The 14,994-nt window shown below is 63.7% G+C and carries 11 protein-coding genes and 3 tRNA genes; 11 read left to right on the top strand and 3 right to left on the bottom strand.

Features of this window, described 5'->3' with window-relative positions:
- Nucleotides 1-22 precede the first annotated feature (22 nt).
- Together ACIPY8_RS03370 and ppa are read left to right on the top strand one after the other, a co-directional pair.
- Nucleotides 23-655: a TMEM175 family protein gene (locus tag ACIPY8_RS03370; protein WP_400814943.1), complete on the top strand. Its 633-nt coding sequence runs from the start codon at nucleotides 23-25 to the stop codon at nucleotides 653-655.
- Nucleotides 656-698: 43 nt separating this feature from the next.
- On the top strand, nucleotides 699-1,190 hold the full coding sequence (ppa, locus tag ACIPY8_RS03365) for an inorganic diphosphatase (RefSeq protein ID WP_400814941.1): 492 nt from the start codon (nucleotides 699-701) through the stop codon (nucleotides 1,188-1,190).
- A 79-nt stretch (nucleotides 1,191-1,269) separates the two neighbouring features.
- On the opposite strand, the gene ACIPY8_RS03360 is transcribed toward ppa, so the two are convergent.
- The gene (locus ACIPY8_RS03360) at nucleotides 1,270-2,622 is read right to left on the bottom strand and encodes a M23 family metallopeptidase (RefSeq protein WP_400814939.1); all 1,353 of its coding nucleotides are present in this window, start codon (nucleotides 2,620-2,622) and stop codon (nucleotides 1,270-1,272) included.
- Between the two features lie 211 nt (nucleotides 2,623-2,833).
- Here ACIPY8_RS03360 and ACIPY8_RS03355 point away from each other — a divergent pair.
- From ACIPY8_RS03355 to ACIPY8_RS03320, 8 genes are all read left to right on the top strand, one after another.
- Nucleotides 2,834-2,906: transfer RNA gene (locus ACIPY8_RS03355), tRNA-Glu, on the top strand.
- 29 nt (nucleotides 2,907-2,935) lie between these two features.
- Nucleotides 2,936-3,009: transfer RNA gene (locus ACIPY8_RS03350), tRNA-Asp, on the top strand.
- Nucleotides 3,010-3,077: 68 nt separating this feature from the next.
- A tRNA-Phe gene (locus ACIPY8_RS03345) sits at nucleotides 3,078-3,150 on the top strand.
- A gap of 355 nt (nucleotides 3,151-3,505) precedes the next feature.
- Nucleotides 3,506-5,461, top strand: a complete 1,956-nt coding sequence (locus ACIPY8_RS03340) for an ATP-dependent nuclease (RefSeq protein WP_400814937.1) — start codon at nucleotides 3,506-3,508, stop codon at nucleotides 5,459-5,461.
- 590 nt (nucleotides 5,462-6,051) lie between these two features.
- Complete coding sequence (locus tag ACIPY8_RS03335) at nucleotides 6,052-6,678, top strand: hypothetical protein (protein ID WP_400814935.1); 627 nt, start codon at nucleotides 6,052-6,054, stop codon at nucleotides 6,676-6,678.
- A 171-nt stretch (nucleotides 6,679-6,849) separates the two neighbouring features.
- A complete protein-coding gene (locus ACIPY8_RS03330) occupies nucleotides 6,850-8,832 on the top strand; it encodes an N-6 DNA methylase (RefSeq protein ID WP_400814933.1) in 1,983 nt (660 codons plus the stop codon).
- A gap of 389 nt (nucleotides 8,833-9,221) precedes the next feature.
- Nucleotides 9,222-10,238, top strand: a complete 1,017-nt coding sequence (locus ACIPY8_RS03325) for a hypothetical protein (RefSeq protein ID WP_400814931.1) — start codon at nucleotides 9,222-9,224, stop codon at nucleotides 10,236-10,238.
- Nucleotides 10,239-10,360: 122 nt separating this feature from the next.
- Nucleotides 10,361-11,284: a DUF2971 domain-containing protein gene (locus ACIPY8_RS03320; protein WP_400814930.1), complete on the top strand. Its 924-nt coding sequence runs from the start codon at nucleotides 10,361-10,363 to the stop codon at nucleotides 11,282-11,284.
- A gap of 449 nt (nucleotides 11,285-11,733) precedes the next feature.
- Here the strand turns inward: ACIPY8_RS03320 and ACIPY8_RS03315 are convergent, their stop codons facing one another.
- Both ACIPY8_RS03315 and ACIPY8_RS03310 read right to left on the bottom strand, forming a co-directional pair.
- Complete coding sequence (locus ACIPY8_RS03315; protein ID WP_400814927.1) at nucleotides 11,734-12,600, bottom strand: alpha/beta fold hydrolase; 867 nt, start codon at nucleotides 12,598-12,600, stop codon at nucleotides 11,734-11,736.
- Between the two features lie 74 nt (nucleotides 12,601-12,674).
- Nucleotides 12,675-13,976, bottom strand: a complete 1,302-nt coding sequence (locus ACIPY8_RS03310) for a peptidoglycan DD-metalloendopeptidase family protein (RefSeq protein WP_400814925.1) — start codon at nucleotides 13,974-13,976, stop codon at nucleotides 12,675-12,677.
- Between the two features lie 63 nt (nucleotides 13,977-14,039).
- On the opposite strand from ACIPY8_RS03310, the gene ACIPY8_RS03305 reads away from it, so the two are divergent.
- Nucleotides 14,040-14,960, top strand: a complete 921-nt coding sequence (locus ACIPY8_RS03305; protein ID WP_400814923.1) for an AEC family transporter — start codon at nucleotides 14,040-14,042, stop codon at nucleotides 14,958-14,960.
- The last annotated feature ends 34 nt before the right edge of the window (nucleotides 14,961-14,994 follow it).

Raw genomic sequence — 14,994 nt, 5'->3', positions numbered from 1 at the left:
TCTGTCGCTCTACTCTGGCGCCGTGGCAGAAGACTCCCGGTTTCGACCCGAACGCTTCAAGGCGTTCGTCGACGCGGTCGTCGCGATCGCGATGACGCTCCTGATCCTGCCCCTCATGGAGGCGGTGTCGGAGGCGGCGAAGGGCGAGATCACGACGGCCGAGTTCCTGTCGGAGCACTCGGGGCAGTTGCTGAGCTTCGCACTGAGCTTCGTGCTGATCGCGACCTTCTGGATCGGCCATCACAACCAGTACCGCGACGTCGAGTGGATGACCGGCCCGCTGCTGTGGATCAACATCGCCTGGATGGTGACGATCGTGTGGCTGCCCGTGCCGACGGCGATGATCGGGCAGATGACGACCGACGCCCTGCAGACCGTCGTCTACATCGGGACGCTGATCCTCACGCAGGTCACCACCCTCGCCGCCTGGGTCTACCTCCAGCGGAACCCGGCTCTCACGACCGCGTCGCCGTCGACGCTGCGGGCGGGCGTGATCGGCGATCTCTCGGCGATCATCCTCTTCGCGATCGCGCTCGGGATCGCGCTGCTCCTGCCCGATCACAGCTACGCGGGCATGTTCCTGCTGCTCGCCACCGGGACCGTCACGCGCGTGCTCAACCGGGTCGCCCGACGGCGGGACGTCGCTCGCGGGTAGGCTGGTGCGCGGCATCCAACCGTCTTTTCCAAGGAGCACACGCATGGGCGCACACGACGCCGTCATCGAGATCCCGCGCGGCAGCCGCGTGAAGTACGAGGTCGACCACGAGACCGGACGAGTCCACCTCGACCGCGTGCTCTACACGACCTTCGGGTACCCGGCCGACTACGGCTACTTCGACAACACGCTCGGCGAGGACGGCGACCCGCTCGACGTGCTCGTGCTCCTCGACCACGCCATCTACCCGGGCGTCGTCGTCAAGGTGCGCCCCGTGGCCGTGCTCAAGATGAGCGACGAGGCCGGCGGCGACGACAAGCTCGTGGCCGTGCTGTCGAAGGATCCGCGCTGGGCGCACATCCAGGACATCGACGACATCGCCGAGTACACGAAGAAGGAGATCGCGCACTTCTTCGAGCACTACAAGGATCTCGAGCCCAACAAGTGGGTCAAGGTCGACGAGTGGGGGAACGCCGCCGAGGCGCAGCGAATCCTCGACGAGGCGATCGTCCGCTTCGGCGAGCAGGGTCACTGACCGCACGCCGTCGCCGCAGACGCAGAAGACCCCCGGATCCGCTCGGCGGCCGGGGGTCTTCTGCGTGCGCGACGCGCGATCAGACGGAGATGCCGCGATCGGCGAGGAAGTTGATCGGGTTCGTGTAGGCGCCGTTGATGTACACCTCGAAGTGCAGGTGGCATCCGACCGAGGCGCCGGTGTTGCCGGCGTAGGCGATGACCTGACCCGAGTTGACCCACTGGCCGCTGCGGACCGCGAAGCCGCCGTTGCGGATGTGCGCGTATCCGCTGGCGACGCCGCCGCCGTGCTGGATGCGGATGTAATTGCCGTAGTTGCCCTTGGGGCCGGCGTAGTCGACCGTGCCGGACTGCGCGGCGTAGATCGCCGCCCCGCACCCGTTCGCGAGGTCGACGCCGTAGTGCCACCCCGAGCAGGCGGCGCAGGGCTTGGGGCGCGGTCCGTAGCCGGCGCTGCGGTGCCCGCCGTGCGGACGCACCCAGCCGCCGGTGCCGGGCGTCCCGCCTCCGCCGCTGTTCCCTCCGGCGTTCGCGGCCGCCTCCTCGGCTTCGCGCCGACGGCGCTCCTCCTCGGCGACGCGCACGCCCTCCTGGTAGGCGGCGACCGTCGTGGCCGTCTGGTCCTTGAGCGCGGCGAGCTGCGCCTGCATGGTCGCGAGGTTCGCCGACTGCTCGTCGAGAGCGGCCTGCGCGGCGACGGCGGCCTCCTGTGCGGCGATCATCTTCTGCTCGGCGATCTGCTGCAGACGGTCGCGCTCGTCACGGGCGACGACGGCCTGGTCACTCAGGGACTGCGCGGAGTTGCGTGCCGCCACGGCGTTGTCGTGCACCGTCTGGTTGTACTGGTAGACCTTGTCCATCGTGCCGAGGCGCGAGAGCAGCTCGTCGGCGTTGTCGGAGGACCCGGAGAAGAAGAGCTCGAGGGCGGTGTCGTCGCCGCCGTTGCGGTAGAGCTGCGCGGCGAGCTGGGCGGCCTTGCGCGTGGCGTCGTCGGCCACGACGGCCTGCGCGTCCGCCTGAGCCTGCAGCGCCTCGGCCGTGGCGATCGCGTCGAAGTACGCCTGCTGCGCCGCGTCGAACTCGGCGCCGGCGGCCTCGGCGGCCGCCTGGGTGTCGGCGACCTTCTGCGTGAGGGCGGCGATGAGCCCCTCGATGCGGGTGACCTCTGCGGCCTTCGCGGCCTGGTTGTTCATGGCACGCTGCACGTCGTCCCAGCTGGGGTACGTGGCGGCGTAGGCGGCGGTGGTCGTCGCCCCGATGCCGAAGGCGCTGAGCGCGACGACTCCGAGCGCGCCGAGCCCGAGGCCGAGAGCGCCGCGGCGGCTCAGCGGACCGGGTGACCACAGAGTGCGACGCTCGGCCGGCGTGGGCGCGCAACCGCAATCGTCGGACGCCGCGAGGGCAGCATCCTTCGTGGAGAGCTTGTCGTTCACTCGGCCCCTTCCGCCGGTTTCACACATGTCACAGTAACAACAACCTTCACATCCGCAACAGTGCAGGAGGGCGCCGATCTCGCGCGCGACCCTCCTCATCCTGCCCCCGAACACGCCCGGGAGTCGGGCAGGCGCGCCCTCGATTCGCAATTTGCCTGACGCATCCCTTATGCTTGAGCGTCGGCAAGGAAGTCCCCCGGGACGGACCTTCGGCCCCATCGTTTAGCGGCCTAGGACGCCGCCCTTTCACGGCGGTAGCACGGGTTCGAATCCCGTTGGGGTCACTCCATCCGATACAATTGAAGACAAGTATGGCCCTGTAGCGCAGTTGGTTAGCGTGCCGCCCTGTCACGGCGGAGGTCGCGGGTTCAAGTCCCGTCAGGGTCGCTCTGTGCGATTGGTCCTTTTCTCGAAGAGGGCCTTTCGTCTAGATGCGACAGGTTCGCCGGTCGCACGGCTCTGTAGCTCAGTTGGTAGAGCGCACGACTGAAAATCGTGAGGTCACGGGATCGACGCCCGTCGGAGCCACACGGACCATCATTACAATGGCCCCAGAAACCCTCGCCTAGCTTCTACATGGCGGGGGTTTTGCTTTGCCCTGGTGAGGGTGGGTTTTCGAGGCCAGCCATCCGAATCCCCGAGGCCGTCGAAGGGCCCGGTTCCTGAACGAGAGCAGCGAGACGAAGGACGTCAGGCATGGGTTCCCGGAGACGTTGTGCCGGTTTTGTGCCGGTGTCGAGGTCGCGAACGCTGTCGGAGACGCACTGTAGCCTCGAGTTGACGGCGGGCAGTAGCCCTCGGGGCCGGCAGTCTTCCGGACGGTACGACGAGCCAGCCCACGTCGCCTCAAAGCCGTGCGAGACGAAGGCGAAGCTCGATCACCATGAGAATCAGCAGATTCGCGATTACCAACTACCGCGGCATCCGGAGCGCGCGTCTCGACAGCCTCGAGCACTCGCCCCTCATTCTGCTCACCGGACGAAACGGCACCGGGAAGAGCCTGGTGCTCGAAGCTCTGACAGCGGCATGGAGCGGCAACATCAATATGCCGGACCTCGTCGGCCCGTATGGAGACTCCCTCTCAGTCGAGATCGATGTACAGCTCACGTCCAGTGAGTACGAGACAGTCAACCGCTGGCGGCTCGAACGCGGGATGTGGGAGATCCAAGCCGAAGATCACCACACCCTCGAAGCAACGTCAACAAAACGTGAGATGACAGGGCGTTACTCGCAGCGAGACGAGCTGCTTGATACTCTCCAGAACCCGCTCTTCGCCGAGACTTACCCATTCGCGAGCATCGACCTTCTCTCTGCCCGCCGACAATCATCTATGGACACATCGACTGCCGTCGACCTGAGCATTCTGGACCGGACCAGTGCCGCGAACCAGCGTCGCGCCCTATACGAGCAAGAGATCCGTTGGAAGCAAGGCATGCAGATGCCTGACATCGGCAGTTACCTCTCATCCCTCGACTACCGCAACTACGTTGCGCAGCGGGACGGTCTTCAGCCAACGGACGAGTACGAGCGCATTCAATCGATATTCTTCGAGGCAACTGGCAAGTCGATAAAGCTACCAAGCTACGACCCGGAGACCACGAAATCCTCAATTGATGTCGAACTACCAAGCGGCGCTCGCCATCGCCTTGCGGACCTGTCGAACGGCGAGCGAGAGCTACTCGGGATGCTGTACTACGTTAGCCAACTCAATGCGCAAGGTGGTGTGCTCCTCTTGGACGAGCCCGAGAAGCACCTGCACCCAACCCTACAACTCGCGGCGCTTCGTGCGATGACAGCCATAGCAGATCGCGGTCAGCTATTCGTGGTTACGCATTCCCCAGGCATCATCTCATCATCACCCGCTGAGCAGGTGGTTGTCGTGGAACCCGCCTGGCTCGCAGATGCTAACCAGCTACAGCCAGTATCAGATGTCGACGGCCAAGCGGATTTGCTCTCGGCACTTGGTCTCGCAAGTAGAGACCTGCTCCAGACCAACTATCTATTGATAGTTGAGGGGCCCGACGACGAGAAACGCCTCCGAATGCTGCTCCCCACAGAGCTCGCCGGCGCCAAGATCGTCACAGCCGGCGGCGTAGAGAGAGCACTGTCGATGGCGGCCTCACTGCGTGGGCTCGACATTGGCGTTCCCTGGCTTTGCGTGATCGACCGAGACTTCATGACACCAGACGAGATCACGCGCATCAACGCGGACGGCCAGGTCTTTGTATGGCAAGCGCGAATGCTCGAGAATATTCTGCTCGAGAGCGAAATGTTGCCTGGTCTTCTTTCAATAGCCGGAGGTAGCACCGACACCGCACAGGCGCAGATCATGTCAGCGATCGAAGCCGGGCGCGACCAAAGCATGAGGCAGTTCATAGATACGCGCATCAATCGCGCGATGCCCGCAGACCCGTCACGCCCGAATACGGATGATCGGACGTTGCGCGATCTATTGGAGCAACGCGACCTATGGAACTACCGAGTTGAGCAGTACGACCGACTCCGTGGGGATGTCACGGCTGAGTTCGACTCGGGCTGGTCCGCGAACTGGGCACTGTTTGTCGACGGGAAGCGCGTATTCTCCGAGCTCCAGCGGAGCAGTCAGATCTTTAAGAACACTGCTACTCTCGTGGACTCACTGATGGTGCGGATGCGTGAAGAACCCGAACGGCTGCCCCAAGGTGTCCTCGATCTCAAGTCAAGGCTCGCGGAGTTTTCGCGGCCGCAACACACCATCACGCCTTTTGCGCCCTCCGCCAGCGTGGGGCAGACGCCCGATCTCATCGAACCGGATCCGACGCTTAACGCATCAACTGAGCAATTTTACGGCGGGTGCTAGAGATCCTGTCGAAGAGTCCGACTCCTGAGCGAACGTAGCGGGACGATGATACCCTGAAGCGGCCATCAGAGACTTTGTACGCGTAACCTGCCCCGTGCACCGCTAACGCCGTCAGCGACGCACGGTAGTTTCGAGTCGACGGCGGGCAGTAGCCCTCGGATCCGTATCCGATCACTCGAGGCCGCAGACACCGTGTTTGTCGACGGTATGCCGACCATGAGCGTCGAGCGAACGATCGCAGATCTTGTCGCATCGCGGGAAGACGTCTCCCTAGACCTCCTATGCCGTCGCGCAGGCGATTCAACGAGGGATTCTGCTGCGTCCGAATCGACTGCAGGAGATGCTCGACCCGCAGGCCCGCCGGTACCGAGGCATGGGAACGCGCTCCCCCGGACGTACGCATCGTGGTCCACCGGAATCCCTGACTGAAGTGCCATGACTAGTTCCCCTCAGTTAGTGAGCTTTCCGCTCACTGCCTAAGCTCGACGCTACGACTTCAACACGTCAACCTTTTTTTCATCCACGGTGGCTATCGCTCAGTCGCGCAGCTTTAGGCGGGGACAGTAAGCTTTAGGAATGGATGTGGAGGCATGAGTTCGCCAACCTGGGGCATCGTCGCGGAGCCGGTACGCCGCGTCCTCCAACGCCTCCACGACCTCAACGTCGAAGCTGCCGACGCAACGGATACCGCATCAGTCGCGGGTGACATGCCCCAGAATCACGATGCAGCGTTCAATCTCATGTCGGCCGCATCCGAGACGGCCGACCGCGCAACTCGTGATTACCGAAGCATCTTCAACGCATACACCCACAAGTTCCACCAGCCGAAGCCGCCGATCAGTGAACTCGCCGCGCGTCAGGGCGTGATCATCCAATCGTTCGCTAAGCGCTACACACCGAAAACCATCGCCGCAATCGACGCGCTACTCTCCAACAACCCCGACCTCGCCGCTATCCGCGCGGGCATTCGCAGTCTCGGGTTCGAGGACCTCTGGGGCATCTCCGACGCACTCGATCGTGTGCTGACCGAGGCTCAGGCGAAGCCAGGTTTCGTCCCGTGGGGACGTATAGACGACACGATCGACGCGGTCCAGCGAGAACTGGTCAAAAAGGGAGCGAGTCGATCCCCATCAATACCCGTCAAGACGGGATTCGAGGACATGCGTCTTCCAGGCGCTGCCGATGAAAACGCCTCAGCTCAACGGTTGCACCTGTGAGAACTTTCTTTACTCATTCAAGGCCGGCCTTTGGCTGGCGGGAGTTGCGGCCCGCGTGCGGTGCGGGCGGTCCTCGCTCCGCTGCGGTCCGTCCGCTTCTCCGCGACCCGCAACTCCGCTAGCCCGCGCCCCCGCCAGTCCACTCCCTCCAGCCCTACCCCAAGGAATCTTGTGCAGAATCACCTACTTACCCTCCTTTCCGAAGCAATCGAGCAGGGCGCTACTGGGCACGGCACGCGATTCTTCACAGAAGAGCGTCTTCAGCAACTCAAGCTTCGCGAGAACGCCGGAGTGCTTCAGATTCTCTGCCTCAAGCGTCAGCGATGGCTTCGCGCCAAGCCAGAGGAAGTCGTTCGGCAGCTGTACCTGCTGAGCGTGGTGAACGATCTCGGTTACGGACTCAACCGGATCGCCGTCGAGTGGCCCATCCAGATGGGTTCGGACGCAGAGAAGCAGCGTGCTGACATCGTCGTATTCAGCGACGATGCCCAGACAGACCCCTACATCATCGTTGAGGTGAAGCGCCCAAAGGTCGGCGACGGCGTGGAACAGCTCCGAAGCTACTTGCGGTGGACGGGTTGCTTTTTTGGGGCTTGGTCAAACGGCAATGATTCGGTCGCCGTACTCCGAGAAGAGGATGCCGCGAGCAAGAAGGGCCCTTACACCTTCCGAGACATCCCCCGGCTTCCACGCAACGGGGAGTCGCTGGATGAAGTTCTCAAGCCGCTCACGCCAAACGACCTCCGCCCGATCCAGGATCTGCGGTCACTCATTGAACGCCTCGAGGACGACGCCCTCTCCAATGCGGGAGTCGCAGCCTTCGACGAACTCCTGAAACTCTTCTTCGCTAAGCTTCACGACGAGATTCGACCCGCCAGCAAGCTGGACAAGCCATGCCAGTTCAGAGTCGCCGCGTCCACTGATGAGCAGCTGTACGAGAAGATCGACGGCTTGTTCCAGGCTGCAAAGGCGAAACCAAACGCCGGCGACTTGTTCGATGCCGGAGAGCACCTCAAGCTAACTGGCGATGCTCTTCGCCTATGCGCGTCTGCTATTGAGCCGTTGTCGCTTTCGCACTCGGATCTCGAGGTCATGGATGCGGCTTTCGAGTATCTCGTGAACCCCGAGCAGAAGGGGCAAAAGGGCCAGTACTTCACACCTCGCCCTGTGGTGCGAATGGCCGTACGCATGCTCGACCCGGAAGACGGCGAACGTGTAATCGACCCGGCATGCGGGTCTGGGGGCTTCCTCATTCATTCGCTCCTTCACGTCCGCTCCGCCAATAAGTGGAGCAGCACCGAGACTTACAGATACGCAAATGAAAACCTGTTCGGGGTCGATTTCGACGACAAGCTCGTTCGCGTTGCGAAGATGAGCATGATCGTTGCCGGCGACGGCAAAACGAACATCATACGAACGAACTCGCTCGACGTGCGAGCATGGCAGAACTCGAGCGCTGCGACCAAGATCGGCACCTTCTCGCGCGAGACACGTGATGGAACGTTCGACCTAGTGCTGACCAACCCGCCGTTCTCGGGGAAGGTGAGCGGCAAGACTCAGCTAAACGCATATGACCTTTACGACATGGCGACCCGCGGGCTCCTCGCGACTGGCGACGAGACCGACGAAGGCGACGATCAAGATCAGGAAACACCAGACACACCCAACAAGACACGACGGGTGACGTCAATGAAGCGCGACATCCTCTTCCTTGAGCGATCCCTCGACCTGCTCAAGCCAGGAGGTCGCATGGCGATCGTCCTCCCTCAGGGGAATCTCAACAACGTCGGTCTTGGTGGGCTACGTGACTACATGCTGTCTCGGGCTCGGCTTCTTGGTGTCGTTGGCCTGCACTTCTTCACCTTCCGTCCATTTGCAAGCATCAAGACGAGCGTCGTCTTCTTGCAGAAGTGGGGTGGTGTCGCTGGCGACCCACAGGCCGACTATCCCGTGTTTATGGCCGTGAGCCGTAAGCCAGGCAAGGACAACCGCGGCAAGTACATTTACGCAACGGACGAAGAAGGTCGCGTGCTCGATGTGGACGGTGTGCCTGTCGTGCAGTCCCAGAAGCCCGGTGCCGTTGATAGCGATCTCGAGCAAATCGCGTCCGAGTTCAATGCCTGGAGACTTCAGAACGGGGTTCGGTTCCAGTGAGCACCTCTTGGTCTGCCAGCAGCACCTCCATCGCCGGCGCCCGACGCCTGGACCCCGAGTTCTTCGACCCCCGCGGAACCGAGGTCGCAGATGCGGTTGCCATGCTGAATTCACACCCTCTCAGCGACTATGCGAGATGGGCATCGCGTGGGGCCTCACCTAAGTACACAACCGACGGAGAGCTGCGAGTCATCAAGACCGCGCACGTCCGCCGTGCCGAGCTCCTGAACACACCCGAGGAGTTCGTTGATCGTGTTGGTCCTTCGAATGAGCTCACGCCCACAGTTCCTCGACGATCGCTACTTGTCACTTCGACCGGAGTCGGGTCTGCCGGACGCGTTTTCCTTCACCTCGATGACACTGAGATCACCGCCGATGGTCACGTAACAGTGATTCCGCTGACGGAGCCTCCCCTTAAAGCCGCCTACATCTGCGCCTACCTCCAATCGCCAGCAGGCCGTCAGCAAATCCTCCGTCTACACCGCGGGTCATCCCGCCAGATCGAGATCTATCCGGACGACCTCCTGACTCTTGAAATCCCGTCGCTGGACACTGCTCAAGAACGGGAGATCGGTGCAAGATGGCTCTCCGCAGTCCGTTCCGTGCGCGACGCACGAAGTGCGGTGCGTGATGCCGAGCTAATGATCCAGGAAGTGCTGGGTGTCTCCGAGGCCGACTTGGAAGGTGAGCCCACCGTCTGGTCCCAAGGGGTCCGCCTTGTGGGCACGAGCAATCGCTTGGACCCGCAGTTCACTGCCCCGAGGACGCGACGCTTGCGCGATGCAATCTCTACCCAGCGCTTCTGGCGCTTGTCCGACCTCGTTGCCAAAGTCCGGACGGGCTACCAACCGCCCTACTATGACGAAGGCGGGGATGTAAGGATCGTCAAGACGAAGGATGTCATGTTTCCGAGAGTTTCCCTCGCTGGGTGCGCCAGGACTGACGACCAGGGTTGGACTGACGCACTAGCTCCTGGGGACCTCCTCCTGAACATGACCGGTGAAGGCACGCTCGGACGGGCAGGTGTCGCACCCGCCGACGTAGCTGATGAAGCAACCTTCGCTGCCATCGACGTTGCGGCAGCGACGTTGCATCCTGGCATGCTCCCCACGACCTACGTTGCTCTATTCATGAACTCTTGGATGGGGCGGGAGCAGACCCTGGCCGCGCAGACTGGTTCGTCCGGGCAGCAGCACATCTACGAAACTCATTTCCGCTCGATCCTCGTTCCCGTTGCCAGCACTCCGGCGGGATCAGTAGACCGAGACTGGTTGGACGCCATCGTGCGGCTGGCAGAACGCCGCGCGTCCGCTGCTACGACAGCAGCCGCAACCTTCGAGGCACTCGATCAGGTATTCATACAAGGTCTGGGCGTTGTACCCGACCTGTCTACAATCCCTGCATAGTTAGTTCGTGCCGGTTGCGTGCCGGCATCTCAGCTGAAACCGATCTCAACCAGCACGACCAACCCCGACGACGCCCGCGGAACCACGGGTGAACGGCGACCAGGGCTGCGAAAGGCAATCCTATGGCCCGAAAGCTATACAAGTATCTAGGCAGCGAGCTTGCAGACGTCGCACTCTCACATGATGGAGCAACCCTGAAGTTCTCCCTGCCGAGAGAGTTCAATGACCCTTTCGAGCTGTTTCTCACCGTGGATCACAACTCTCCCGCGGCAACCCTCGCTTTCTACGAGGAAGCGATGGGGGAGATACTACATATGCCCACAACATGCTTCTCGAGTAACCCCGATGTGGTGCCGATGTGGGCCCACTACGGCCAGAATGGTCGGGGGTTTGTCATCGAGGTGGATGAAGACATTCTGCGTACTGAGCTCGGCGAGGACGGGGTCATTCAGGACGTAATGTACCGCGACACTATCCGCGATGAACTCGGAGAATCACTCGCGCGGGCCCAGTATCGCCAGAAGCCCAGAGACATCTACTTTCTCCGCAGTAGCGTGTATAACGCCGCCTACTTCACAAAGGCTACGTGCTGGTCTTACGAGAAGGAGAGGCGTCTCGTCCTCAACGATGCGACCAAGCTCCTCCAAAAGGGTGGGGCTTCGATCCTTCCGATCTCGCGCCAGTGCGTGACCGCGGTTATCCTTGGCTCGAATTTGAATGCTGACACCGAGTCGAAACTGCGCTCTTTCGCAGCGGAGATTGGTTGCGAAGTGTACAAATGCAGGATCGGACGGACAAGCATCACCCCCTACTTCACGGATTCGGGTGGTTCGGCTTGTGTCTATGTGGGCGGCGCAATCTCGAAAGCTGTGAACTCCTGCCGGTCCTGCGGTGAACCTCTCGGAGAGGGGGATCGCTGCTCATGGTGCAGAATCCAGGACGAGGACCGGCGCGTTGCGGCAGCGAGTAACCCTTGGCGACTGCTTGATGCAACAGGACTCCTACAGGATTACATCAGTTCGATGGACTCCATCGGCAAGAGCTAGTCGCTCTCGAGTATGGGACCTGTGCGCGTCAGGTCGTCGGGAATTGCCAACCTCGACAAAGTTGACGCTGCTCTCAACGGGCTCGATGCGTAACGACGCACCGTTTCCTCACGACTCGCCCTCGAGCTCTTCCACCAGATCTTTGGTTGAGCAAGCTCGCGCATCGATCTATGAACTGAATGTCCTGCTTCAGTAGCCTCTGTGCCGGTTCCGTGCCGGTAGCTCCGTTGAAATCACCCTCCACCAACCGCGACCAACCACGACGACTCCCGCGGAATCACGCGGCAGACGGCGACCAATGAGCACTCGCTACCCCGGCGCATCCAACTGAAAATCGTGAGGTCACGGGATCGACGCCCGTCGGAGCCACACGGACCATCATTACAATGGCCCCAGAAACCCTCGCCTAGCTTCTACATGGCGGGGGTTTTGCTTTGCCCTCGTGAGCCTCACCCCGCGTCGAGGACCTCGCGCAGCCGGGCCGCGAACGCCTCCGGCTGCCCCGCGTATCCGAACTCCCCGCCCATGAAGCCCCCGTGGTGGCTGGGGAAGACCGTCGCCTCCTGCCCCAGTCTCTCCGCGAGCGCGAGAGCGGTGCGCCCGGTGTAGACCTTCACCGACTCCTCTCCCACCGCCATCACGATCCGCGTCGGAGACGCCCGCAGCGCGTCGAGGTCGGGCACGTACAGCGGCACCGCCCACGACCTCTCCGACAGCAGCGGATCGTCGCGGGTGCCGTCGTCGTCGGCCGGCATCCCGAAAGCGGCCGGATCGGGCAGCGGACGGGCGAGGAACTCCTGGGTCACCTCTCCCTCCCACGACGTCATCGCCACGAAGGCCGCCATCCCCGCACCCCGGCCGCGCTCCTGATAGGCACGCGTGTACGCGATGCGGGCACGATGCACGGCCTCGGCGTCCGGCAGCACTCCGTCGATCGGCGGCTCATGGGCCACCAGCGTCGACACGTCGTACGGATGGGCGGTCACGAGAGCGAGAGCGGTGACTGCGCCGCCGCTGCTCGCGAGCATGTCGACCGGCCCCGCGCCGAGCGCGTCGATGACGGCGTGCACGTCCTCGGCCTGAGTCGCCGGATCGTTCACGACCTCGCCGTCGGTGCGCACGCTGCGCCCGAGACCGCGCGGGTCGTAGGTCACGACGGTGCGGTCGGGGAACAGCGCCACCTGCGCCTGGAACCCGCTGGCGTCCATCGGCTGGCCGATCATGACCAGCGGAGGCCTTCCGTCCGCGGTCGGCAGAGGTCCGTGGACGTCGTACCCGAGATCCACGTCCGGCAGATCGAGGGTGTACTGGGTCATGATCGCCTCCTCCGTCGCGAGCGCTCCCGTGGATCGTACGACGTCGGGCGCGGCGGCACCCGAGGAGGCGACGGTCAGTGGATGAGCCGGTGCACGAACCAGCCGTTGCCGACCTTGAGCCGGTTCCCGAAGGACGATCCGAGCCACGGATACAGCCAGAGGTCGCCGACCGCGTCGCGCGCGATCACGTCGGCGTTCCCGTCGGAGGAGTAGTCCGATCCGCCGGTGATCGCCGACATCGCATTCCAGCCGTTGCCGACCTGCGCCGTCGTCGGATCGATGCCCGCGCCGTTGCCGGGGAACAGGAACAGCCGTCCCGCGGTATCCCGCGCGAGCAGGTCGCCGCGTCCGTCGATCGCGAAGTCCCCGGCGAGGATGAAGTCGATACCGCCCCAGCCCTGACTGATCTGCAGAGCGCTGTCGAACCCGCCCGCGCCGTTGCCCGCATACAGGTACAGCTTGTTGTCGGTGCCGACGGCGATGATGTCCGCTCGACGATCGCCGTTGTAGTCGGCGCCGCCCGACACCAGTCGGAGAGCACCCCATCCCCACCCGACCTGCTTCGCGTCGAACACGTAACCACCGCGGTTGCGGTAGAACCACAGCGAGCCGTCGGTGCGGATCGCCAGGATGTCCCCGCGCCCGTCGCCGTCGAAGTCGCCGCGGATCAGCGAGCGCGTCGTCTGCCAGCCCGTCCCGAACGGCACCGTCCCCCAGCCGCCGCGCCCGTTCCCCGTGTACAGGAACATCTGGCCCGCGGTCGAGACGGCGAGCAGGTCGGAGAGGTTGTCGCCGTTGATGTCGGCGTTGACCGGGTACGAGCGCGGGTTCAGGGGGGTCAACGCGGTCGCGTTCCCCTGGCCGCAGGCGAAGTACGAGTTCGTGACGTTCACGCTGCCGCGGTAGATCTCGAAGTGCAGGTGCGGACCCGTGCTCTGACCGGTGCTGCCGACGAGACCGAGCGCCGTCCCCTGCGGCACCACCGTGCCGACCGGGATGGTCACCGTGCCGAAGACCATATGCGCGTAGCGCGTGGTGTAGCCCTCCGCGTGCGCGATGACGATCTGGCTCCCGTAGCCGGTCGTGGCGTTCGAGTTCACGGCCGTCGTGACGGTGCCGCCCGCGGCGGCGTAGATCACCGCGTTCGCGTTCTGGTTGACGTCGACGCCCTGGTGCGTGGGCCGGGAGCCCGCAGGACACCCGCCCACCACGTCCGCCACGCGCCCGTTCACCGGGTTGACGAACGAGACCGCCGCCTCCGCGGACGAGGTGGGCACGAGCGCACCGCCGACGACCGCGAGAGCCGCCACTATCGCGGCGAACGCCCGCGCGGAGGCACGGGCAGAGGGCCGCGAGCGGCGGTTCGACTGATTCATGAGTCTAAAAGTACGGAAAGACTGGTGTTCTGGCGGTGCGCCGCGCCTCGATACGCTCGATGCATGCTCGAGACCCTCACCGGATTCGCCGTCGTGGGGGTCGCGATCGCCGTGGGATACCTCATCGGACGCATCGATCTGCTCGGACCGCACGCCCGCCATGTGCTCGGTCGGCTGATCTTCTTCGTCCTCTCGCCCTTCCTCCTGTTCACGGTTCTCGCCCACGCGGACGCGAAGATGCTGTTCTCCTCGCTGCTCCCCGTCTCGGCGATCGCCGCGCTGGCGGTGATCGCCGTCTACGCGCTGATCGCGAAGCTGTGGTGGAGGCGCCCGGCGGGCGAGACCGTGATCGGCGCACTCGCCGCCGGCCAGGTGAACTCCAACAACATCGGCATCCCGCTCTCGCTCTACCTGCTCGGCAGCGCCGCGTACCCGGCTCCGGTCGTTCTGATGCAGCTGCTCGTGTTCACACCCGTGTCGCTCTCGATCCTCGACGCCGTGACCAGCGACTCCGTGTCACTGGCGCGGACGCTTCGACGCACGGCGACGAACCCGGTCATCATCGGATCCCTGCTCGGCACCCTCGTCCCGGTGTTCGGCATCGCCCTCCCGCCGATCGTGATGGACCCCGCCCAGCTGATCGCGGATGCCGCGGTTCCCGTGCTCCTCATCAGCTTCGGCATCTCGCTGCAAGGTCAGCGCGTGCTCGGCGCACGGGGACACCGTCGCGACGTCATCCTCGCGACTGCGCTCAAGCTCGTCGCGATGCCGGTGATCGCGTGGCTCGTCGCCGAGTTCGTGTTCGGGCTCGCGCCGACCGAGGTGCTGATCGTGGTGATCCTCGCGGCGCTCCCCACCGCGCAGAACGTCTTCAACTACTCGCAGCGCTACGACGTGGGCGAGTCGATCTCGCGCGACACGGTGTTCCTCACGACGCTGGGCTGCCTGCCGGTCCTGGTCCTCGTCATGGTGCTGCTCGGCTGACTCGGCGCTCGCGACGGACGACGTAGGTTGGGGA

Source organism: Microbacterium sp. NPDC089696, from assembly GCF_044749125.1.
Taxonomy (GTDB): domain Bacteria; phylum Actinomycetota; class Actinomycetes; order Actinomycetales; family Microbacteriaceae; genus Microbacterium.
Note: the sequence above shows the minus strand (reverse complement) of the source record. Positions and strands in the feature narration are given on the sequence as shown.

What these genes read in the sequence shown, in the direction of transcription:
- ACIPY8_RS03335 (WP_400814935.1), top strand. Translation starts at nt 6,052, where the DNA reads ATGAGTTCGCCAACCTGGGGCATCGTCGCGGAGCCGGTACGCCGCGTC.
- ACIPY8_RS03320 (WP_400814930.1), top strand. Translation starts at nt 10,361, where the DNA reads ATGGCCCGAAAGCTATACAAGTATCTAGGCAGCGAGCTTGCAGACGTC.
- ACIPY8_RS03340 (WP_400814937.1), top strand. Translation starts at nt 3,506, where the DNA reads ATGAGAATCAGCAGATTCGCGATTACCAACTACCGCGGCATCCGGAGC.
- ACIPY8_RS03315 (WP_400814927.1), bottom strand. Translation starts at nt 12,600, where the DNA reads ATGACCCAGTACACCCTCGATCTGCCGGACGTGGATCTCGGGTACGAC.
- ACIPY8_RS03310 (WP_400814925.1), bottom strand. Translation starts at nt 13,976, where the DNA reads ATGAATCAGTCGAACCGCCGCTCGCGGCCCTCTGCCCGTGCCTCCGCG.
- ACIPY8_RS03305 (WP_400814923.1), top strand. Translation starts at nt 14,040, where the DNA reads ATGCTCGAGACCCTCACCGGATTCGCCGTCGTGGGGGTCGCGATCGCC.
- ppa (WP_400814941.1), top strand. Translation starts at nt 699, where the DNA reads ATGGGCGCACACGACGCCGTCATCGAGATCCCGCGCGGCAGCCGCGTG.